Annotated in this window: 22 protein-coding genes; 16 read left to right on the top strand and 6 right to left on the bottom strand. The window is 59.1% G+C overall.

The window, feature by feature from the left end; all coding sequences use genetic code 11:
- Window positions 1–5 precede the first annotated feature (5 nt).
- Window positions 6–902, bottom strand: coding sequence for a glycyl-radical enzyme activating protein (locus ACB028_RS00875; RefSeq protein WP_026457585.1), 897 nt, complete (start codon window positions 900–902; stop codon window positions 6–8).
- Between the two features lie 129 nt (window positions 903–1,031).
- On the opposite strand from ACB028_RS00875, the gene fsa reads away from it, so the two are divergent.
- Together fsa and ACB028_RS00865 are read left to right on the top strand one after the other, a co-directional pair.
- Window positions 1,032–1,685: a fructose-6-phosphate aldolase gene (gene fsa / locus ACB028_RS00870; protein ID WP_026457584.1), complete on the top strand. Its 654-nt coding sequence runs from the start codon at window positions 1,032–1,034 to the stop codon at window positions 1,683–1,685.
- Window positions 1,686–1,787: 102 nt separating this feature from the next.
- Entirely contained in the window at window positions 1,788–1,967 is a 180-nt protein-coding gene (locus ACB028_RS00865; RefSeq protein ID WP_026457583.1) for a hypothetical protein, read from the top strand.
- A 15-nt stretch (window positions 1,968–1,982) separates the two neighbouring features.
- Here ACB028_RS00865 and ACB028_RS00860 read toward each other — a convergent pair whose 3' ends face one another.
- Window positions 1,983–3,182, bottom strand: a complete 1,200-nt coding sequence (locus tag ACB028_RS00860; protein ID WP_371143251.1) for an HD-GYP domain-containing protein — start codon at window positions 3,180–3,182, stop codon at window positions 1,983–1,985.
- Between the two features lie 166 nt (window positions 3,183–3,348).
- Here ACB028_RS00860 and rsuA point away from each other — a divergent pair, with 166 nt between their 5' ends.
- On the top strand, window positions 3,349–4,041 hold the full coding sequence (gene rsuA / locus ACB028_RS00855) for a 16S rRNA pseudouridine(516) synthase RsuA (protein ID WP_225632947.1): 693 nt from the start codon (window positions 3,349–3,351) through the stop codon (window positions 4,039–4,041).
- 24 nt (window positions 4,042–4,065) lie between these two features.
- On the opposite strand, the gene ACB028_RS00850 is transcribed toward rsuA, so the two are convergent.
- Complete coding sequence (locus ACB028_RS00850; protein WP_042025434.1) at window positions 4,066–4,962, bottom strand: DMT family transporter; 897 nt, start codon at window positions 4,960–4,962, stop codon at window positions 4,066–4,068.
- A gap of 157 nt (window positions 4,963–5,119) precedes the next feature.
- On the opposite strand from ACB028_RS00850, the gene ACB028_RS00845 reads away from it, so the two are divergent.
- The gene (locus ACB028_RS00845; RefSeq protein ID WP_371143250.1) at window positions 5,120–6,757 is read left to right on the top strand and encodes a peptide ABC transporter substrate-binding protein; all 1,638 of its coding nucleotides are present in this window, start codon (window positions 5,120–5,122) and stop codon (window positions 6,755–6,757) included.
- Between the two features lie 10 nt (window positions 6,758–6,767).
- The gene (yfcE, locus tag ACB028_RS00840) at window positions 6,768–7,310 is read left to right on the top strand and encodes a phosphodiesterase (protein ID WP_371143249.1); all 543 of its coding nucleotides are present in this window, start codon (window positions 6,768–6,770) and stop codon (window positions 7,308–7,310) included.
- A gap of 36 nt (window positions 7,311–7,346) precedes the next feature.
- Here yfcE and ACB028_RS00835 read toward each other — a convergent pair whose 3' ends face one another.
- From ACB028_RS00835 to flgA, 3 genes are all read right to left on the bottom strand, one after another.
- Window positions 7,347–7,763: a flagella synthesis protein FlgN gene (locus ACB028_RS00835; protein WP_042025436.1), complete on the bottom strand. Its 417-nt coding sequence runs from the start codon at window positions 7,761–7,763 to the stop codon at window positions 7,347–7,349.
- Window positions 7,760–8,080 carry a flagellar biosynthesis anti-sigma factor FlgM gene (gene flgM, locus ACB028_RS00830; RefSeq protein ID WP_371143248.1) on the bottom strand — a complete coding sequence of 107 codons (321 nt, stop codon included), beginning with the start codon at window positions 8,078–8,080 and terminating at the stop codon, window positions 7,760–7,762. The genes ACB028_RS00835 and flgM overlap by 4 nt, the downstream gene beginning before the upstream one ends.
- Window positions 8,081–8,172: 92 nt before the next feature.
- Window positions 8,173–8,856, bottom strand: coding sequence for a flagellar basal body P-ring formation chaperone FlgA (gene flgA, locus ACB028_RS00825; RefSeq protein WP_124239744.1), 684 nt, complete (start codon window positions 8,854–8,856; stop codon window positions 8,173–8,175).
- 143 nt (window positions 8,857–8,999) lie between these two features.
- Here flgA and ACB028_RS00820 point away from each other — a divergent pair, with 143 nt between their 5' ends.
- From ACB028_RS00820 to flgJ, 11 genes are all read left to right on the top strand, one after another.
- Complete coding sequence (locus tag ACB028_RS00820) at window positions 9,000–9,911, top strand: chemotaxis protein CheV (RefSeq protein WP_042025439.1); 912 nt, start codon at window positions 9,000–9,002, stop codon at window positions 9,909–9,911.
- Between the two features lie 18 nt (window positions 9,912–9,929).
- Window positions 9,930–10,754 carry a protein-glutamate O-methyltransferase CheR gene (locus ACB028_RS00815; protein WP_042025440.1) on the top strand — a complete coding sequence of 275 codons (825 nt, stop codon included), beginning with the start codon at window positions 9,930–9,932 and terminating at the stop codon, window positions 10,752–10,754.
- Window positions 10,755–11,005: 251 nt separating this feature from the next.
- Window positions 11,006–11,404 (top strand): flagellar basal body rod protein FlgB, encoded by a 399-nt coding sequence (flgB, locus tag ACB028_RS00810; protein ID WP_026456458.1) that lies wholly within the window; start codon window positions 11,006–11,008, stop codon window positions 11,402–11,404.
- Window positions 11,404–11,823 (top strand): flagellar basal body rod protein FlgC, encoded by a 420-nt coding sequence (gene flgC / locus ACB028_RS00805; RefSeq protein WP_026456459.1) that lies wholly within the window; start codon window positions 11,404–11,406, stop codon window positions 11,821–11,823. The genes flgB and flgC overlap by 1 nt, the downstream gene beginning before the upstream one ends.
- A 15-nt stretch (window positions 11,824–11,838) precedes the next feature.
- Window positions 11,839–12,585: a flagellar hook assembly protein FlgD gene (locus ACB028_RS00800; protein WP_371143247.1), complete on the top strand. Its 747-nt coding sequence runs from the start codon at window positions 11,839–11,841 to the stop codon at window positions 12,583–12,585.
- A 10-nt stretch (window positions 12,586–12,595) separates the two neighbouring features.
- Window positions 12,596–13,954, top strand: coding sequence for a flagellar hook protein FlgE (flgE, locus tag ACB028_RS00795; RefSeq protein WP_026456461.1), 1,359 nt, complete (start codon window positions 12,596–12,598; stop codon window positions 13,952–13,954).
- Window positions 13,955–14,106: 152 nt separating this feature from the next.
- A complete protein-coding gene (flgF, locus tag ACB028_RS00790; protein ID WP_026456462.1) occupies window positions 14,107–14,853 on the top strand; it encodes a flagellar basal-body rod protein FlgF in 747 nt (248 codons plus the stop codon).
- Window positions 14,854–14,867: 14 nt separating this feature from the next.
- Window positions 14,868–15,656 carry a flagellar basal-body rod protein FlgG gene (flgG, locus tag ACB028_RS00785; RefSeq protein WP_026456463.1) on the top strand — a complete coding sequence of 263 codons (789 nt, stop codon included), beginning with the start codon at window positions 14,868–14,870 and terminating at the stop codon, window positions 15,654–15,656.
- A 14-nt stretch (window positions 15,657–15,670) separates the two neighbouring features.
- On the top strand, window positions 15,671–16,342 hold the full coding sequence (flgH, locus tag ACB028_RS00780; RefSeq protein ID WP_026456464.1) for a flagellar basal body L-ring protein FlgH: 672 nt from the start codon (window positions 15,671–15,673) through the stop codon (window positions 16,340–16,342).
- Window positions 16,343–16,350: 8 nt separating this feature from the next.
- The gene (locus tag ACB028_RS00775) at window positions 16,351–17,448 is read left to right on the top strand and encodes a flagellar basal body P-ring protein FlgI (RefSeq protein WP_371143246.1); all 1,098 of its coding nucleotides are present in this window, start codon (window positions 16,351–16,353) and stop codon (window positions 17,446–17,448) included.
- A 43-nt stretch (window positions 17,449–17,491) separates the two neighbouring features.
- Window positions 17,492–18,559 carry a flagellar assembly peptidoglycan hydrolase FlgJ gene (gene flgJ, locus ACB028_RS00770; RefSeq protein WP_042025444.1) on the top strand — a complete coding sequence of 356 codons (1,068 nt, stop codon included), beginning with the start codon at window positions 17,492–17,494 and terminating at the stop codon, window positions 18,557–18,559.
- Window positions 18,560–18,561 lie beyond the last annotated feature (2 nt).

Below are 18,561 nucleotides of genomic sequence, written 5' to 3'. Positions count from 1 at the left end.
TGTGCCTATCCCCGGGTGATGGGGGTCAGCCCCCGTTGCCGGGCGCAATCATGGGCAAAGGCGAGCAATTCGGGGGCATCCAGGGGTTGGCTGGGGGCCTGATAGGGCTGATCCAGCAGGGCATATTTGCCCATTCCCAAGGTGTGGTAGGGGAGAAAGTGGATCTCCTGCACGCTGCCAAGGCTCGCGGCGGTGTCGACGATGGCCGCGATGCTGGCCTCGTCGGCGTTGAAACCGGGAACAAGTGGCACCCGGATCTGCATGGGAATACCGGTTTCGGCGAGGCGTTTGAGGTTATCCTGCACCCGTGCCACCTTGCCGAGGGTCCACTCGAAGAAACGCGCCTGGTCGACGTGTTTGAGGTCGGCCAGCACCAGATCCAGGTGGGGAAGGCTTGGCTCAATCTGGTGCCAGGGCACGTGCAGGCAGGTCTCCACCGCGGTATGCAATCCCTCCTGTTTGCAGCGGGCCAGCAGGGCGGCTGCGAAGTCGGGCTGCATGAAGGGCTCGCCACCAGAGAGGGTGACCCCGCCGCCGCTGCGCTCGAAGAAGGGGCGATCCCGCAAGATGGTAGCCATGAGGCTCTCCAGACTCTCTTCCCGGCCGCACACCTGCAGCGCTTCGCTCGGGCAGAGATCGCGCAGTCGCTCTACGTCCTGCTTAGCGAGGGCGGCACGATCCAGCTGAATGCCCCGGGTGTCACGCAAGATTGCCGGACAGGCCTGGCTGCAGAGCTGGCATCCCTCGATGCATTGGCGCCGGTCGAGTAGGATGTCCGGTCTGGGAGAGCGGCTTTCCGGGTTTTGACACCAGCGACAGGCCAGGGAACACCCCTTGAGAAACACCAGGGTGCGAATGCCGGGGCCATCGTGAGTCGAGTAACGTTGCAGGTCGAAAATCATACCGCCTCCTTTTGTTTTTATTTTATTTGCTTTCATTCGAAAGTTGATTTGATTTTGATCAAGAGTTTTGTGGATGTTTTATCGCTAGAATGACGGCAGATTGAACACCCCAACCTAAAGGAGTCAGAGATGGAGTTGTATCTCGATACCGCCGATGTGGCCGCGGTGCGCCGTTGGTCACGGATCCTGCCGCTGGCTGGCGTCACCACCAATCCTTCCATCACCGCTGCTGGTGGTATGCCGCTGCCCGAGTTGCTGCCCGCTCTGCGCGAGGTGCTGGGGCCCAAGGGGCGGCTGTTTGCTCAGGTGATGGCCAAGAGCGAGACCGAGATGGTGCGCGAGGCGTTTGCGCTGCGGGAGCTGGATCGGGATCTGGTGGTCAAGATCCCGGTTTGCGAAGAGGGGGTGGCGGCCATCAAGACCCTGACAGCCAACGGGGTGCCGACCCTGGGGACTGCCGTCTATACCCCGTTGCAGGGTTGGCTGGCGGCGGTGGCCGGGGCCGAGTACGTGGCGCCCTATGTCAACCGGCTGGATGCCCAGGGGGGCGATGGCATCGCCACTGTGCAGGAGCTGCAGCAACTGCTGGCGCTGCACGCCCCCAAGAGCAAGGTGCTGGCGGCTTCCTTCCGCACCCCGCGTCAGGCCCTTGACTGCCTGCTGGCGGGTTGCCAGTCCATCACTCTGCCGCTCGACGTGGCGGAACAACTGCTCAATGTGCCGGCAGTGGACGCGGCGCTGGTCAAATTTGATCAGGATTGGCAGCGCGCCTTCGGCCGCTGAATCGAAAAGGAGTGACAGGGGAGGGGACGTGTCGCCGGCCGACTAGACTGGAAGAAGGTGGCCAATCTGGATGGCCACCATCGGGTTTGTCGGAGGTATCCCATGAGCGATCATCTGCTTCTCCCCCATGGCGAGGATCTGCGCCGGGCGGTGCGCTGGCTCAGCGAGCATCACGAATACGATATCGCCGCGATTGAAGAGGTCAGCTTGCGCTTTGATCTCTCGCCGCTGGATGAGGAGTTTCTGATCCAGCACTGGCTCGGCAGCCAGCGCCAGTCCTGACAAGCCGGGGGAACGTCAGAAGAAGTTGGCGAGGTTGATGCCGTACTCTTTCGGATCGACCGTGCTTTCGATGCTCTCCTGCACGTTGCTTTTGGCCAGATCCAGCCACTGCACCTCGAGGTAATGGCGCTGGGTGGCATGATAGATCACCTTGACCACCGGCTTGAGCGGCTGCTGTTCGTTGCGCTGCATCACGATGGCCAGCCGCTGGTTCGAGAGCATGACCAGGGTACCCACCGGATAGACACCCATGCATTTGATGAATTTGGTGACCAGCTCGGCATCAAAGTGCTGGTTGATCCCCTTGAGCAGGATGCGAAACGCCTGGGTCGGCTGCATGCCGGTTTTATAAACCCGATCAGCGGTAATGGCATCGTACACATCGACGATGCAGCTCATGCGGGTATGGAGGGAGAGTTGATCCCCCCTCAGCTTGCGGGGATAGCCGCTGCCATCGAGTCGCTCATGGTGATTGGCGGCCACCTCCAGCATGGTGGCCGTGATGCCCTTGGTATTTTTCAGGATGCCGTAACTGTGCACCACGTGCTGGCGCATGATGGCGAACTCTTCGTCGGTTAATTTCCCCGGTTTGTGCAGCACCTCGTCCGGGGTCATGATCTTGCCCACGTCGTGCAGCAGTCCCCCCAGGGTCAACTCCTTCAAAACGCTGCGCTCCAGCCCCAGATAGCGGCCGAAGTTGGCCAGCAAAATGGCCACGTTCATGGAGTGTTCCATCAGGTAGGCATCCTTGGCCCGGATGCGAGCCAGGCAGAGCATGGCATCACCGTGAGTGAACATGGTGTCAACCATCTCCTCGGCCACTTCCGCCAGCGGCGTGATGTCGATGGGTTCACCAGCCTTGAGATGGCGGATGAACTTGCCCTGCAGTTCGCGGGCCTCCTGATAGAGGCGACGGATCTTCAGCTCCCGTCCTTCACCGCTGCCGCGAAGATGGCGCTCGCCGTGGGTGGTACTGGTGCCGGGATCCGGCGCAGCAAGGGCGTCGCTGTCGGCACTGCCCAGTTTGCTGCGGGCCAGATCGATACGCACCGTCAGTACCCCCAGTTGGATCAGATGGTCGATTTGCGCCTGGTTGCTCACCAGTCCCATCTGGGCAATCTCCATCCCGCCTGTCTGACTGGCGATGGCGATGACATACATGCCGGGTTTGAGTTTGTTGACGGGAATGACGGGATAGGATGCTTGAGACTTCATGGTGCTTCCTGACTTTTATTATTATGGGGTCGTGCCAATGAACCGCACCGTTGCAGTGTACCATCGGATAATGGCTTCGTCACAATTGCGCACGCCTTAACGGTGGCGTTGTCGCCCCTGCCCGATATAATGACGCCCCTTTCGTTGTTGGACTCCGAGGTTGTGAATGCGGCTTGATAAATTTATTTGCGATTGTTCCGATTTGACCCGCTCGCTCGCGGGCAAATTGATCCGCCAGGGAGAGGTGATGGTGGACGGGATTGTGGTCAAGCAGCCTGCCTTCCACATCAATGAAGAGAGCCAGATTGAGTTCGACGGTGTCACCCTGACCCTGGATCGGCGCAACCGCTACTTCATGCTGCACAAGCCGGAAGGCTATGTCTGCTCCAACGACGACCCGGATCATCCGACCGTGTTCTTCCTGATGGATGAACCCGCCATGGGCAAGCTGCACGTGGTGGGCCGACTCGATCTCGATACCACAGGCCTGGTGCTGGTGACCGACGATGGTCAATGGTCCCATCGCATCACCTCGCCGCGCCACGAGTGTGCCAAGACCTATCACGTCTGGTTGGCCGATCCGGTGAGCCCGGATGCCGTCGCGCTGTTTGCCGAAGGGGTGTTGCTGCGCAGCGAGACCGAGAAAACCCGCCCTGCCCAGCTGGAGATTCTGGGTGAGTGCGAGGCACGTCTGACCATCCACGAAGGCAAGTACCATCAGGTGAAGCGGATGTTTGCCGCCATCGGCAACAAGGTGATCGGCCTGCACCGGGAGCGAGTTGGCGGCCTGCAACTGGATGATGACCTGGCTCCCGGTGAATACCGTGAATTGACTGCCGACGAGATCGCCCGGTTCTGATCCCGCCGCGTCAAGTCTCGGGCGTCAGAGCGTACTGACGCCCAGCACCAGCGCCGTGCCCAAGGTGGCCAGCAGGGCGCCGCCCCAGGCAGCTGCAGAGGGGCGCTCCCCCGAGTGCCACCAGAGCAGCGGCAACAGGATGACAGGGGTGGTGGAGGAGAGAATGGCGACCATGCCGACCTCTCCTTCACGCAATGCCACCAGGATCAAGGTCATCCCGAGGGCCATCGCCAGAAAGCCGTTGACGGCGATCATGCCGAGGATCCGCGGCGTGACGGGTTTGAGGGGCATGGCCAGGGGCAGGCGCACCAGCCGCAGGGCGCAGTGGGCCAGCAGAGCGCTGCCCATCCTGATCCCGGAGGCACTCACGGCGTCCACCTCGCCACTCATCATCACCGGCTTGGCAATGATGGCCCCCACGCTCTGGCAGAGGGCGGCAGTCAGGCCAAGGCCAATGCCCACGGCCAGGCTGCCGCGGATCTGCTCCCATGCGCTGCTCGAACGTCGCCCGAACAGGATCGCCAGCATCACCCCGCTAAATACCAGCAAGGCCCCCAGCAGTCGCCAGCCGGTGAGCTGCTCGTTGAACAGCCACAGGCCAAGCAGGGCGGAGAAGAGCGCATGGCAGGAGAACAGCAGACCGCTGCGTCTGGGGCCCAGCCGGTTCATGCAGGCGAACAGGGCGGTATCCCCGATGAAGATGCCGACCAGCCCGGAGAGCGCCAGCAAGGGGAGGGTGGAGGTCGACAGCGTCTGCCAGCCACCGGTGAAGAGGCTCATGGTACCGAGCATCAAGGTGACCAGGAACATGCGCCAGCGGCTGTAGGCAAATGCTCCCAGATGGCGGGCCGGTGTGACCGAAATCAGGGCGGCCACTGCCCACAAACTGGCCGAAGCGAGGGCCAGCCATTCATACCCCATACAAAACTCCTGAAAAAATTAACCCGAAAGACTCCATCTCTCGGGCAAGCCCGATACAATACGGGGCGTTTTCGGGGATAACAAGGGCGGCATCAGGCATTCATCAGGCGCGCCGTCGGCCTTCCCCCCTGCAGGTGGTTTATTCGAGGTTGTTGTAATGCGGTATGGTTTTTCCCCCGGGCTGACACGACGCTGGCTCTCCCCCTTCCTGATTGGTGTGTTGAGCGGACCGCTGGCACACGCTACCCCGGTTGAGCAGCAGCCTCAGCTTTCCGACAGGCAGACCCTGGTCAAGGGCAATAGTGCCGAACCCGAATCACTCGACCCTGCCCAGGTGCGCTCCGGCTTTCCCGGCGAAGTGGTGCTGGTGGATTTGTTCGAGGGGCTGGTCAATGAAGATGGCCAGGGCAGGATAGTGCCCGCCCAGGCCCAGCGCTGGGAGACCAGTGACGATGGTCTGGTGTGGCGCTTCTTCCTGCGCCCTCAGCTCAAGTGGTCCAACGGCGAGCCGCTGGTGGCCCGGGATTTTGTCTACGCCTGGCGGCGGTTGCTGGATCCGGCGCAAGGTTCCCCTTCCGCGGGCCTTCTGCTGGCGACCGGCATCAACAACGCCCAGTCCATTTACGCCGGGGCGCTTGAGCCCGATATGCTGGGGGTGGAGGCCGAGAGCGATCAGATCCTCAAGGTGACGCTGGAACGTCCCGTACCCTACTTCCTGCAGCTCATCAGCCAGCGCCCCTTCGTGCCGGTCAACGAGAAGGCCATCGCCAGCTTTGGCAAGCAGTGGAGCCAGCCCGGCAAGCTGGTCAGTAACGGCGCCTACAAGCTCGAGAGCTGGGTGCCCAACGAACGGCTCGAGGCGCAGCGCAATCCCCACTATTGGGATGACGCCCATACCCGCATCCAGCGAGTGACCTATCTGCCGCTCGCCTCCCAGCATGCGGAGCGGCTGCGCTACGAAGCGGGGGAGATCCAGCTCACCAACAAGGTGGCGCTCGAGTATTACCAGAAGATCAAGCAGGCCACCCCCGAGCGGATCTGGGGTCTGCCGCTGCTGGGTACTTATCTCTATACCTTCAACCTGCGCCGCCCTGAGTTGCAGGATGTGCGGGTGCGCCGGGCGCTCTCCATGGCCATCGATCGCACTCTGTTGACCGACAAGGTGAGTGGCCAGGGCGAGCAGCCTGCCTGGTCCCTGCTACCCGAGATGCCGGGGTATGACGCCCTGCATCCGGCGCAGGCGTCACTGGATCAACCGACCCGACTGGCCAAAGCCGCCGAGCTGCTGGCCGAGGCCGGTTACAGCCGCGCCCGTCCCCTCAAACTGACCCTGACCTATAACACCTCGGAGAACCACAAGAAGCTGGCTCTGGCGGTCGCCGCCATGTGGAAGCCGCTGGGGGTGGAGGTGACACTCAACAACATGGAGTGGGCGGCCTATCAGGTGGCGAAGGACAGCGGTGACTTCATGGTGGCGCGCTCCTTCCTGTTCGGTGATTACGTGGAGCCTTCCGCCATGCTCAACAGCTTCCGCTGCCAGGACGTGCGCAACGAGAGCGGTTACTGCAATCCCGACTTTGATCTTTTGCTGGAGCAGGCGGCCAACACCCTGGATGCGTCGAGCCGGCGCGCGCTCTATCAGCATGCCGAACAGTTGCTGGTCGACGAGGTGCCCGTCATTCCCGTCTACCACTACAATCAGATGCGTCTGGTCGATCCCGCTTTGCGCGGATTACCGAGCCAGAATCTGAAGGGGGCGATTGCCACCAAGGATCTCTATTTCAGCCCGCAGTGAGGAGCATTTCATGAAACTTGCCATTATTTCCGACATCCACGGCAGTATCATCGCCCTGGAGCGGGTGCTGACCCAGCTCGAGTCCTGGCAGCCGGATCACTATCTGCTGCTGGGGGATCTGCTCAACCACGGGCCGCGCAATCCGGTACCGGAAGGGTATAACCCGGCCGCGGTTGCCGACCGGCTCAACGGCCTGGCGCCGCAGATCCTGGCCGTCAGAGGTAACTGTGATTCGGAAGTGGATCAGATGCTGCTGCGTTTTCCCATTACCGCCCCCTACAACCAGTTGCTGGTCGATGAGCGGCGCTGGTTTGTCAGCCACGGTCATCTTTATCATCCCGATGACATAGCCTTGCCGGCGGGCAGTCTGTTTCTGAGCGGCCATACCCATGTGCCCGTGCTGGAGTGGCAGGGGGAGCGCATCTTGATGAATCCGGGGTCTATCTGTTTTCCGCGCGGCGACTTGCCGGCCAGTTATGGCCGTTATGACGCTGGCGTACTGACGGTCAACGCCTGTACGGACGGAAGGGAATTGCTGAGACTGGTGCTCTAGCCAAGCGGGAGAAATGCAAAAGGCCTGATGGGGAGATCAGGCCTTGATGCCGTAGGAGCGGGTCCCGGAGCGGGTATTGCCCTTGGCGTCATAGGTGAGGCTGTTGCGATCGCGCAGTTGGCTCAAGAAGCCGGCGAGGCGGCGATTCGATACGATGCTTAGTTCGAGCAGGCGACCATTTATGTCATTCTGGCTCTGGCAGGCATCCAGTTTTTCCCGCAGCTGTACCATCTGGTCTGGATAGGCAGCCAGCTGCTGCGCCAGATCAGGCAACGCTGCCAAGGTCTTGTCTAGTGCCTCAATGGCGCTCAGCAGCTGTTGTTTGCGCTCGCTCAGCTCAGGCAGGGCCAGTGCCTGATGCTGTTTGAGCAGGTTGAACTCCTCTTCCAGAATGCCTTGCATTCGGGTGAGGTAGTCATCCTGAGTGTGCAGTAACGAAGGCAGGTCCATCATCCCAGCATTTTATCCAGGTTGGTTTCGAAGCTGAACATCTTGCGGGCAACCGCTTCATTGTTGACCTGGTACTCGCCACTGGCAACGGCCTTTTTCAGGCGTTCGACTTTGCTCTCATTGCCGGTCGAGGCCGCATTGAGGTTTTGTTGCATCTTTTGCAATTGCTGGGCCTCGTTGGTCAGGGAGACAGAATCCTGTCTGACCGCCGTGGACTTATTGTCGGGGGAAGAGGCAACCGATTTGCTGCCTGTTCCTTGGCTGTTACCGGTATTTTGCAACCGATTGTTCGCCAAGTTGTTGATATTGTTGATGGCCATTTTGATTACCTTCGTCTGCTTTAAGGTTTGCTTACCTGTTTATCGGTACGCCAGGTCAGAACTTTAGAAAAAAGTTGTCGACGATCCGGATATTAGAAAGTGACCGTGACGGCACCCACTGCGCTGACCTTTCCCTGCACGGTTTTACCGGAGCGAATGTTGACGAGCCTGATGATCTCTCCGAAGCTGCCATCTTGCAAGGCTCGGGCCATTGTTTTGATTTCAAAGTGGTTATTTTCTGCGGTCAGGGTGACCTGATCCCCTTTGCACACCACGCAGACCTGACTTAACCGGACGGGTTGTCCCGGCTTGAGTTCTCGCTTGCTGCGCACACCTATAAGGGCAGTGGTGTCACTGAGGTAGTCGCCCCGGATCAGAGTCTGATCCAGATAGGCCAGTACCAGCTGGCTTTCGGTCAGCAGATCCCCCTTTGCGACCGGGTTGGCGACGGTGACATAGGGTTTTTGGATGCTCACCCGCACAGGTAAATAGACATCCCAGGGTTTGTCTTCCTCGCACTTCATGTAAACTGTTGTATTACGGCGAATTTCCATTTTTGCCGGGAGGGAGATGGTCAGGCTGTCTTCACAACGGGTCAGCGGGAGACGTTCATCCAGGGTCGCTGCAGTGACCTCCGCCCTGGCATCAAGCGGCACAGCCAGTTGCTCGTAGACGAATTCTTGCGCTCTTTCTTGCAGGTAATCCGTGACGTCCGACGCGTAGCTGGAGGAGATGCTGCCGAAAAAAAGGCTGATGAGTAAAAGTCGATTAATCATTTTCGCTCGTTGGTCGATAAGTTATCCACGCATATCACCAAATTAACTATGATTGCTTCAGGATTTGTTCGTTTCTACATCGATAGTCTGACGCAATCCATTACGCATGCATGAACAGTGCCAAGCGTTTTTAGGGAGTGTTTATGGCCAGTATTCTGGACTCGGTCAACCAACGCACCCAGCTAGTGGGACAAAACCGGCTGGAGTTGTTGTTGTTTCGTCTCAATGGTCGTCAAAGATTTGGCATCAACGTATTCAAAGTACGTGAAGTGCTGCAGTGTCCCCCTCTGACCGTGATGCCCAAATTGAATTCCTGCATTCGCGGGGTCGCCCACATTCGTGGCCAGACCATTTCGGTCATCGATCTGAGCATGGCGATGGGCAAACGTCCCATCGAAGATCTGAGCAAGTGTTTCATCATCATTTCTGAATACAACCGTTCCATTCAGGGATTCTTGGTGCACTCGGTCGAGCGCATCATCAACATGAACTGGGAGTCCATTCTGCCCCCCCCCAAAGGTGCGGGTCGTATCAACTACATGACGGCCGTCACCGAGGTGGATGGGGAGCTGGTCGAGATACTGGATGTAGAGCGCATCCTGAACGAGATCTCCCCTGTCTCAACTGAAGTGAGCCAAGAGTTGGTGGAAGCGAGCGTTGAACACCCGACACTGGGTCGTCCCGTGCTGGTGGCCGATGACTCCTCTGTTGCTCGCAAGCAGGTGCAGCGTGCGCTGCAGGCTATCGGGGTGGAGTGCGTGCTGGCCAAAGATGGTCGGGATGCACTGAACATGTTGCTGGAGATGGCCAAAAATGGCCCGATCAAGGATCAGATTGCACTGGTCATTTCGGATATAGAGATGCCGGAAATGGATGGTTATACCTTCACGGCTGAAATCCGGAATAATCCCAACCTCAAGGATTTGCATGTTATTCTGCATACATCCCTCAGCGGAGTATTCAACCAGGCAATGGTGCAGAAAGTCGGTGCGAACAATTTTATTGCCAAGTTTCAGCCCGATGAATTGGCCAAGGCCGTACAAAATGCACTCTGATAAAAGAAGAACAGCTGCATGAAGACACTTTCGGACGACTTATACAAACAGTTCAGCAATTTTCTGGCGATACAGAGCGGGATTGTGCTGGGCGATAACAAACAGTATCTGGTGAAGAGCCGTCTTTCACCCTTGATGGCTCAGTTTGGCATTGAGAGTCTGTCTGATCTGGTTACCCGTGCAATGAGTGTGCGAGAGCGTGACCTGAAAATGGCGGTAGTGGATGCCATGACCACCAACGAAACCCTCTGGTTTCGCGATACCTACCCCTTTCAGCTGTTGACCGACAAGATCTTTCCCGAACTGGGCAAGAGTGGCCGCCCTGTTAAAATCTGGTCTGCGGCCTCTTCATCCGGACAGGAACCCTACTCGATAGCCATGACGGCGCTGGAGCAGCAGATGAAAAAGCCGGGCACCCTGCCGGGCGGCGTCCAGATCGTGGGAACCGATATTTCGACCACCATGCTTAACCAGTGCAAGGAAGGGGTGTATGACAGCCTGGCGCTGGCTCGCGGCCTCTCTCCCGAGCGCAAGAAGATGTTTTTCGAGCCCTGTGGCGACAACAAGATGCGGGTGGTCGAGCGAGTCAGAAAATTGACCACCTTCAGACCGCTCAACCTGCTGGAGAGCTACAGCCTGCTCGGCAAATTTGACATTATTTTCTGCCGCAACGTACTCATCTACTTTGCGCCGGAAGTGAAGTCGAAGATCCTTAACCAGTTTGCCACCAGCCTTAACCCGGGTGGTTACCTGATGCTGGGGGCGTCTGAGTCGCTGGCCGGGCTGACCGACAGGTTCGAGATGATCCGCTGCAATCCGGGGATTGTCTACAAGGTCAAATAGGCCTTGGAGGCTCGCCATCCAAGGGTTTGCGGGATCCTCTCGCATCATATGAATCATCAATGAGGGAAGCGACAGCTTCCCTCATTTTTTTATCTGACTGTACCTGTCTGCGCTTGATCGTGACTGACAGTATGCCTGCCTCCTTGAACGACCCACCGCCAAGCCGGGGATTGCCTGTCTGGGCATTCTATTGATATGAAACCTTTCTGGCATAGCTCTTGCTAACAAATACTCCAAGCAGGAGGTGTGCTATGGCTATTTCATTCGACAAGGCATTCGGGGTTCACCAATACACCCTTAGCGTGCGTGCCAAACGGGCAGAGGTGCTGTCCAGCAACATTGCCAACGCGGATACCCCGGGTTTCAAGGCCAGGGATCTCAATTTCGCTCAAGCGTTGCAGGAAGCCCAGCATCAACAGGGGTTTGGATTGGCGACCACCAGTGAAAAGCACTTTGCCCTGAATATGGATGCGCCGGGAACCGTGCAGTACCGCAACCCGCTGCAACCTGATACCGGTGATGGCAACACGGTGGATGTGCAGCAGGAGCGCAGCGAGTTTTTGCGAAATAGCCTTGAGTATCAAACCTCCCTCGAATTCATGAATGGCAAGATCAGCGGCCTGCTCAAGGCCCTGAAAGGAGATCAGTGATGAGTTTGTTCAAGGTCTTTGACATAGCAGGCTCGGCCATGAGTGCCCAATCGGTACGACTCAACACTGTGGCCAGCAATATGGCCAACGCAGACAGCGTCAGTTCGAGTGTGGAGGCAACTTACCATGCCAGGCGGCCAATTTTTGCCGCCCAGCTTGACCAGGCCATGTCGGATAAACAGGGGTCAGTCGGCGTTGAGGTGAAGGGGATAGTCGAGAGCAAGGCTCCTTTGCTCAAAGAGTACAACCCCAACCATCCCATGGCGGACAAAGACGGCTTCATCTTCAAGCCCAACGTCAACATGGTGGAAGAGATGGCTGACATGATCAACGCCTCGCGCAGTTACCAGACCAACGTTCAGGTTGCAGATTCGGCCAAGAAGATGCTGCAGCAGACGTTGAACCTGGGCAAATCTTGATAGGAGTGCTGTCACATGGTTGATATCACCAATACGCTGGGCGGGGTCAGTACGACAAGCCAGACATCGGGCTCGAGCACGACCCCGAAGAAAGAGCTGGATCAGGCGTCATTCCTGAAACTGCTCACCATGCAGCTCTCTTATCAGGATCCGTTCAAACCGGTGGATAACGCCCAAACGCTCTCGCAGATGACCTCCATGTCGACGTCGGATGCCATCAACCAGCTGTCGACCCAGATGGGGAGCCTCAACGACCTGATGACCTCCAGCCAGGCGCTGCAGGCGTCGTCTCTGGTGGGGCAGAGCGTCCTTATTCCCTCGGATACTGGTTATCTCGATACAGATGGCCAGGTTTCCGGTGTGGCGGCCGTCGGTGGGCAAAAGCTTTCCAACCTCAAGATCACGGTTGAGGATGAAAAGGGTCAGGTCATCAAGGACTTCGTCATCAATGGTGAGCAGCAGGGCAACGTGCCGTTCACCTGGGATGGTACCGACAAGGATGGCAAGCCTGCTCCAGCCGGCAAATACAAGTTCAAAGTCAGTGGTACCGATGCCAGTGGCAAATCGGAGAGCATACCTGCACTAACTTACGGCCAGGTAGAGAGTGTGACCCTGGGGAGCTCGGCTTCTCCCACCCGGGTACAACTCAAAGGGCTTGGGTCCATCCTGCTGACGGATATCCTGGAGATCTCCGGCACCAAGAGCAAACCTGAAACAACCCCCACGCAACCAACTACACCTAATTCCTCAGCAGTGATTTAAGGAGCTGAACATGTCATTTAACAACGCTTTAAGTGGTGTCAACGCGGCACAGAAAGACCTTAACGTCACCGCTAACAACATCGCCAACGTCAACACTACCGGCTTCAAGGAGTCACGTGCCGAGTTTGCTGACGTCTATGCCAACTCCATCTTCGTCAACGCCAAGACCCAGGTCGGCAACGGCGTGGCGACCGGTGCGGTGGCGCAGCAGTTTCACCAGGGGGCGCTGCAGTTCACCAACAACTCGCTGGACCTGGCCATCCAGGGCAACGGTTTCTTCGTGACCTCGGACGGGCTGACCAACCTGGATCGCACCTACACTCGTGCCGGGGCTTTCAAGCTCAACGAAAACAGCTACATGGTCAATAACCAGGGCCACTATCTGCAAGGCTACGAGATCAACGATGATGGCACCCCCAAGGCGGTGAGCATCAATGCGACCAAGCCGATCCAGATCCCGGATCGGGCCGGTGAGCCGGTGCAGACCAGCAAGATAGAGGCGAGCTTCAACCTGCCTTCAACCGCGACCCCGCTGCCGGCGGGTAATGCTGCCGCGGATGCCTCGACCTTTGATCCGAAAGATTCGAAAACCTACTCCTCTTCGACTTCCGTGGTGGTTTACGACTCGCTGGGTGAACCCCATACCATCACCCAGTACTTTATCAAGGAGGCCGATCCGGCCGATCTGACCAAGCCGGCCGATCCCACCTCCTGGCGCATGTACCTGTATGAAGGGGACAAGCCCATCGATATCGTGGGGGGGACTGCCCCGACCATGGCCACCGGCCTGAACCAGGCGCCACAGGGGGCCAAGATCCAGTTTGGGGCCGATGGTAAGATGATCACCCCGACCAGCCCTGCCGTCATCACGACCGAAGCGCTGGGGGCCGGTGGTGCCGGCATCATTACCAACGGCGCCGATCCGACCCAGCAGGTGGAGATCAAGCTGGGCACCGTCACCCAGTATGCCTCTCCGTTCGAAGTCAACAAGTTGACACAGGATGGTTCCACCGTCGGTCGCCTGACCAAGGTCGAAATCACCCCGGATGGCATCGTCTCCGCCACCTACAGCAACGCAACTACGGTCAAGGTCGCCATGGTGGCCATGGCCAAGTTTGCCAACTCCCAGGGGCTGACCCAGGTGGGGGACACCTCCTGGCGCGAATCCCTGCTCTCTGGCGCCGCTCTGCCCGGTACGCCCAACTCGGGTACTTTCGGTAGCATCAAGTCGTCGGCACTGGAGCAGTCCAACGTCGACTTGACCAACGAGCTGGTGGACCTTATCACGGCGCAGCGCAACTTCCAGGCCAACTCCCGTTCGCTGGAAGTCAACAGCTCACTGCAGCAGACCATATTGCAGATCCGCTGATCTCTCTGATAGCGAGGCGCCTTTAGGCGCCTCGCGCTTTTCTGTCCCGCCTTCGACTATCCGCAAATCATCCCGTCACCGAGCCAAATTTACGCTGTTGGCATCCAAATTGCAGTTATCCCCTCAGAGTCATCTGTTTGACGGAGGATCCCATGGATCACCTGCTTTACATCGCCATGTCCGGGGCCAAGGAGAACATGAACAGTTTGGCTGTTCGTGGCAACAACTTGGCCAACGCCAACACCATCGGCTTCAAGTCTGATTTTGAGCAGGCCAGAAGCATGCAGGCGTTTGGCGAGGGCTTGCCGTCACGGGTATTTGCCATGACGGAGCGGCCGGGCCAGAACCTGCAGCACGGCATGCTGATGACGACCGGGCGGGATCTGGACGTGGCCGTGGATGGCCCGGGCTGGATTGCTGTACAGGACCCCAAGGGGGGAGAGGCTTTTACCCGCATGGGTAACCTCCAGGTGAGTGCCACGGGCAATCTGCAGACTTCGACCGGGCTCAACGTCGTGGATGACGGTGGCCGCCCCATCGTGCTGCCGATGCCAATGGAAAAGATCGAAATCAACCGGGATGGCACCATCAGTGGCCGTCCCGAAGGGGCCGCCGCCAACCTGCCGGAGGATTTCCAGCGGATCAAGCTGGTCAACCCGGCCGCCGATGCGGTGGAGAAAGGGCAGGATGGCCTGTTTCGCCGCAAGGATGGCCAGAACGAGGCGGCCTCCGCCAATGTCGGCCTGATTGCCGGCTCCCTTGAGGGGAGCAACGTCAATGTGGTTGACGAGATGACCAACCTGATCCGGCTGCAACGTCAGTTCGAAACCCAGGTCAAAATCATGAAGACGGCCGAGGAAAATGACGAGGCCCAAACCCAGCTGCTGCGTATCAGCTAATCAAGGAGTTTTACATGAATCCTGCACTCTGGATCAGCAAGACCGGGTTGGATGCCCAGCAGACCAACATCTCGGTCACCTCGAACAACCTGGCGAACGCCAGCACCGTCGGCTTCAAGAAGTCGCGGGCCATCTTCGAGGATCTGCTCTACCAAAACATCAACCAGCCAGGTGGCCGCTCCTCGGCGGATACCGAGCTCCCCTCAGGCCTGATGCTGGGGGCCGGTGCCAAGGTGGTGGCGACCCAGAAGAACCACAGCCAAGGCAACGTCCAGACCACCGACAACTCGCTGGACCTGATGATCAGCGGCCGCGGCTACTTCGAAATCCAGCTGCCCGATGGCAGCGCCGCCTATACCCGTAATGGCCAGTTCACCCTGAACGATGAGGGGACCATAGTGACCCCGGGCAACGGTTATCCTCTGCAGCCCGAAATCCAGATCCCGCAGGATGCCCAGAGCGTCACCGTGGGGGAGGATGGCCAGGTCTCGGTCCAGCTCAAGGGCGATGGCGCTTCCCAGGTGGTGGGCCAGATCAATATCTCGGATTTCGTCAACCCTACCGGCCTGCAGCCGATGGGGGAGAACATGTTTGTCGAGACCCAGTCCAGCGGCGCGGCCATTCAGGGCACCGCTGGGGCTGACGGGATCGGGGTGATCAAACAGGGCATGCTGGAGACCTCCAACGTCAACGTGACCGAGGAGCTGGTCAATCTCATCCAGGCACAGCGTGTCTACGAGATGAACTCCAAGGTGCTCTCCGCCGTCGATTCCATGACGTCCTTCCTGATCCAGCGAACCTAATTAGGAGGTCCAGAATGAAAGCCGTATGGATGCTGGGATTACTGGTGCTGGGGGGCTGCTCGTCCACGCCCTATACACCCAGACCGGATGACCCCGAGTTTTCTCCCGTCTACGGGGAGTCGGAGCCGGTATCGGTCAAACCCACCGGAGCTATTTTTCAACCGGATCAGGTCAATGGCATCTATTCGGACATCAAGGCGCACAAGGTGGGTGACATCATCACCATCGAGCTCGCCGAATCGACCTCGGCGTCCAAGAAGGCCAACACCCAGAGTGGCAAGGACAACAAGTTCAACCTGGATACCGTCACCCTGGGTGGCGTGCCGGTGACGGCCAGCCCCTACGATCTCTCCGCCAACATCGGCCAGAACAGCGCCTTCAAGGGGCAGGCCAAGGCGGATCAGAGCAACAGTCTGCAAGGCAACATCTCGGTCAGCGTGGCCAAGGTACTGCCCAATGGCAACCTGCTGGTGCGGGGCGAGAAGTGGATCATGCTCAACAACGGCAACGAATATATCCGCATCACGGGTCTCATTCGTCCCGAGGATGTCTCCTCGGAGAACAGCGTCTCCTCCCAGAAGGTGGCGAATGCCCGCATCTATTACGGCGGCACCGGTGATCTGGCCAATAGCCAGGAGCAGGGATGGCTCACCAGCTTTTTCAATGGTCCCTGGTGGCCGCTCTAGGAGATTTTATGAAGTCACTGCGTCTTGTGGTCCTGCTCAGCTGCCTGTTGCCCCTGGGGGCGGCCCACGCTGCCCGCATCAAGGACATCAGCTCGGTGGAAGGGGTGCGTAGCAACCAGTTGATCGGTTATGGCCTGGTGGTGGGTCTGCCCGGTACCGGCGAGAAGAACAACGCCTTCACCGAGCAGACCTTCCGTACCATGCTGAACAACTTCGGCATCAAGGTACCGGACAACATCAAGCCCAAGATCAAGGACGTGGCGCCGGTGGCCATCCATGCCGATCTGCCCCCCTTCTCCAAGCCGGGGCAGACCATAGACGTGACCGTTTCCGCCATCGGCGAGGCCAAGAGCCTGCGTGGTGGCACCCTGCTGCAGAGCTTCCTCAAGGGGTTGGATGGCCGGGTTTATGCGGTTGCCCAGGGCAGCCTGGTGGTTGGCGGTCTGGGGGCCGAGGGGGCCGATGGTTCCAAGGTGGTGATCAATACCCCGACCGTGGGGCGCATCGCCAATGGTGCCACCGTGGAGCGGGAGGTACCGAACTCCTTCAGCCAGGGGGATACCATCACCTTCAACCTCAATCGCCCGGACTTCACTACCGCCCGCCGTCTGGCGGATGTGGTCAACGATCTGGTCGGCCCCAACACGGCCCTGGCCCTCGATGCCACCTCGGTGCAGGTCTATGCGCCGCGGGATCCGGGCCAGCGTGTCTCCTATCTCGCCACCATCGAGAACCTGGAGGTGGATCCGGCCAACGAGGCGGCCAAGATCATCGTCAACTCCCGCACCGGTACCATCGTCATCGGCAGCGAGGTACGCCTCAAGCCGGCCGCCGTCAGCCATGGCGGCCTGACGGTCACCATCGCGGAAAACCAGCAGGTGTCCCAGCCCAATCCGCTCTCCGGCGGCCAGACGGCGGTCACCAACAACTCCACCATCAATGTGCAGCAGGCCGAGGGACGCATGTTCAAGCTGGATACCGGCGCGACCCTCGACGATCTGGTGCGGGCAGTGAATCAGGTCGGGGTGGCCCCCGGCGATTTGATGGCGATCCTCGAGGCGCTGCAGCAGGCGGGTGCCATCGAGGGCCAACTGGTCATATTGTAACAAGCGGCAAGGGGTTGCCGTGGGCGGCAATGAGGTATGAAAAATGGCAGAATTTGACAGCAACAGCGGCATGAATCTCGGGGTCGTACAGGATATCCAGAACCTGGATCGCCTGCGCCAGATGAGCCAGAGCGAGAGCAAGGAGGGGAAAGCAGAAGCGCTGCAAGCCGCCTCCCGTCAGTTCGAGTCCATCTTTACCCAGATGCTGTTCAAGGGGATGCGCCAGGCCAACCAGGTGCTGACCCAGGACAACCCCATGAGCAGCAGCTATACCCAGTTCTATGAGGGGATGCTCGACGAGCAACGGGTCGCCGACATGTCCAGCAAGGGGGGCCTGGGGCTGGCCAACATGGTGGCCAAACAGCTTTCGCCCGAGACCTTCACCCACAGCGATGGCCGCATCCTCAAGATGCCCCAGCGTACCGAGCGGGTCTACAAGCCCTATCAGCCGCCCACCGCTGCCGCCAACGATTTGATTGAAGCCTCAAAAGTTGGCAAAGATTTTGCTGAAAAGGAGATGGCGCAAGAGAAACGTGACCTTGCCGCGCCGCGCCGGACTCACCGCACCGTGCCCCCGATGGGGCCCAGACACAGCGCTGGCGCGACTGCGCAGGATGGCAGCCAGGGTTTTGACACTCCGCAGGAGTTCGTCAACCGCCTGATGCCGCTGGCCAAGAAGGCGGCCGACAAGCTGGGCCTGAGCCCGGCGGTGCTGGTGGCCCAGGCCGCCCTCGAGAGTGGCTGGGGCAAGCGGGTGATCCGGGATGGCGAAGGCCAGATAACCCACAACCTGTTTGGCATAAAGGCCGATCCGCGCTGGCAGGGGCCAAAAACCGTGGTCAGCACGCTGGAGTATGAACAGGGAGTGGCCTCGCGCCAGAAGGCGGCCTTCCGTTCTTACGAATCGTTTGAAGAGAGCTTCAACGACTACGTGGATTTCCTCACCTCGGGCACCCGCTACAAGGGGGCGCTGGCCAAGGTGGACAGTCCGGACCGCTACTTTGAAGCCTTGCAGCAGGCGGGATATGCCACGGATCCCCACTATGCCAGGAAACTGAAACAGGTATTGCGCAGCGATGCCATAGCCCAATACAACGAAAGGGAGCTGTAACA

The sequence above is a fragment of the Aeromonas sp. S9(2024) genome (assembly GCF_041403185.1).
GTDB classification, from domain to species: domain Bacteria; phylum Pseudomonadota; class Gammaproteobacteria; order Enterobacterales; family Aeromonadaceae; genus Aeromonas; species Aeromonas enteropelogenes.
Note: the sequence above shows the minus strand (reverse complement) of the source record. Positions and strands in the feature narration are given on the sequence as shown.

Coding starts and splice junctions, on each gene's coding strand:
- ACB028_RS00875 (WP_026457585.1), bottom strand. CDS start 902: ATGATTTTCGACCTGCAACGTTACTCGACTCACGATGGCCCCGGCATT.
- fsa (WP_026457584.1), top strand. CDS start 1,032: ATGGAGTTGTATCTCGATACCGCCGATGTGGCCGCGGTGCGCCGTTGG.
- ACB028_RS00865 (WP_026457583.1), top strand. CDS start 1,788: ATGAGCGATCATCTGCTTCTCCCCCATGGCGAGGATCTGCGCCGGGCG.
- ACB028_RS00860 (WP_371143251.1), bottom strand. CDS start 3,182: ATGAAGTCTCAAGCATCCTATCCCGTCATTCCCGTCAACAAACTCAAA.
- rsuA (WP_225632947.1), top strand. CDS start 3,349: ATGCGGCTTGATAAATTTATTTGCGATTGTTCCGATTTGACCCGCTCG.
- ACB028_RS00850 (WP_042025434.1), bottom strand. CDS start 4,962: ATGGGGTATGAATGGCTGGCCCTCGCTTCGGCCAGTTTGTGGGCAGTG.
- ACB028_RS00845 (WP_371143250.1), top strand. CDS start 5,120: ATGCGGTATGGTTTTTCCCCCGGGCTGACACGACGCTGGCTCTCCCCC.
- yfcE (WP_371143249.1), top strand. CDS start 6,768: ATGAAACTTGCCATTATTTCCGACATCCACGGCAGTATCATCGCCCTG.
- ACB028_RS00835 (WP_042025436.1), bottom strand. CDS start 7,763: ATGATGGACCTGCCTTCGTTACTGCACACTCAGGATGACTACCTCACC.
- flgM (WP_371143248.1), bottom strand. CDS start 8,080: ATGGCCATCAACAATATCAACAACTTGGCGAACAATCGGTTGCAAAAT.
- flgA (WP_124239744.1), bottom strand. CDS start 8,856: ATGATTAATCGACTTTTACTCATCAGCCTTTTTTTCGGCAGCATCTCC.
- ACB028_RS00820 (WP_042025439.1), top strand. CDS start 9,000: ATGGCCAGTATTCTGGACTCGGTCAACCAACGCACCCAGCTAGTGGGA.
- ACB028_RS00815 (WP_042025440.1), top strand. CDS start 9,930: ATGAAGACACTTTCGGACGACTTATACAAACAGTTCAGCAATTTTCTG.
- flgB (WP_026456458.1), top strand. CDS start 11,006: ATGGCTATTTCATTCGACAAGGCATTCGGGGTTCACCAATACACCCTT.
- flgC (WP_026456459.1), top strand. CDS start 11,404: ATGAGTTTGTTCAAGGTCTTTGACATAGCAGGCTCGGCCATGAGTGCC.
- ACB028_RS00800 (WP_371143247.1), top strand. CDS start 11,839: ATGGTTGATATCACCAATACGCTGGGCGGGGTCAGTACGACAAGCCAG.
- flgE (WP_026456461.1), top strand. CDS start 12,596: ATGTCATTTAACAACGCTTTAAGTGGTGTCAACGCGGCACAGAAAGAC.
- flgF (WP_026456462.1), top strand. CDS start 14,107: ATGGATCACCTGCTTTACATCGCCATGTCCGGGGCCAAGGAGAACATG.
- flgG (WP_026456463.1), top strand. CDS start 14,868: ATGAATCCTGCACTCTGGATCAGCAAGACCGGGTTGGATGCCCAGCAG.
- flgH (WP_026456464.1), top strand. CDS start 15,671: ATGAAAGCCGTATGGATGCTGGGATTACTGGTGCTGGGGGGCTGCTCG.
- ACB028_RS00775 (WP_371143246.1), top strand. CDS start 16,351: ATGAAGTCACTGCGTCTTGTGGTCCTGCTCAGCTGCCTGTTGCCCCTG.
- flgJ (WP_042025444.1), top strand. CDS start 17,492: ATGGCAGAATTTGACAGCAACAGCGGCATGAATCTCGGGGTCGTACAG.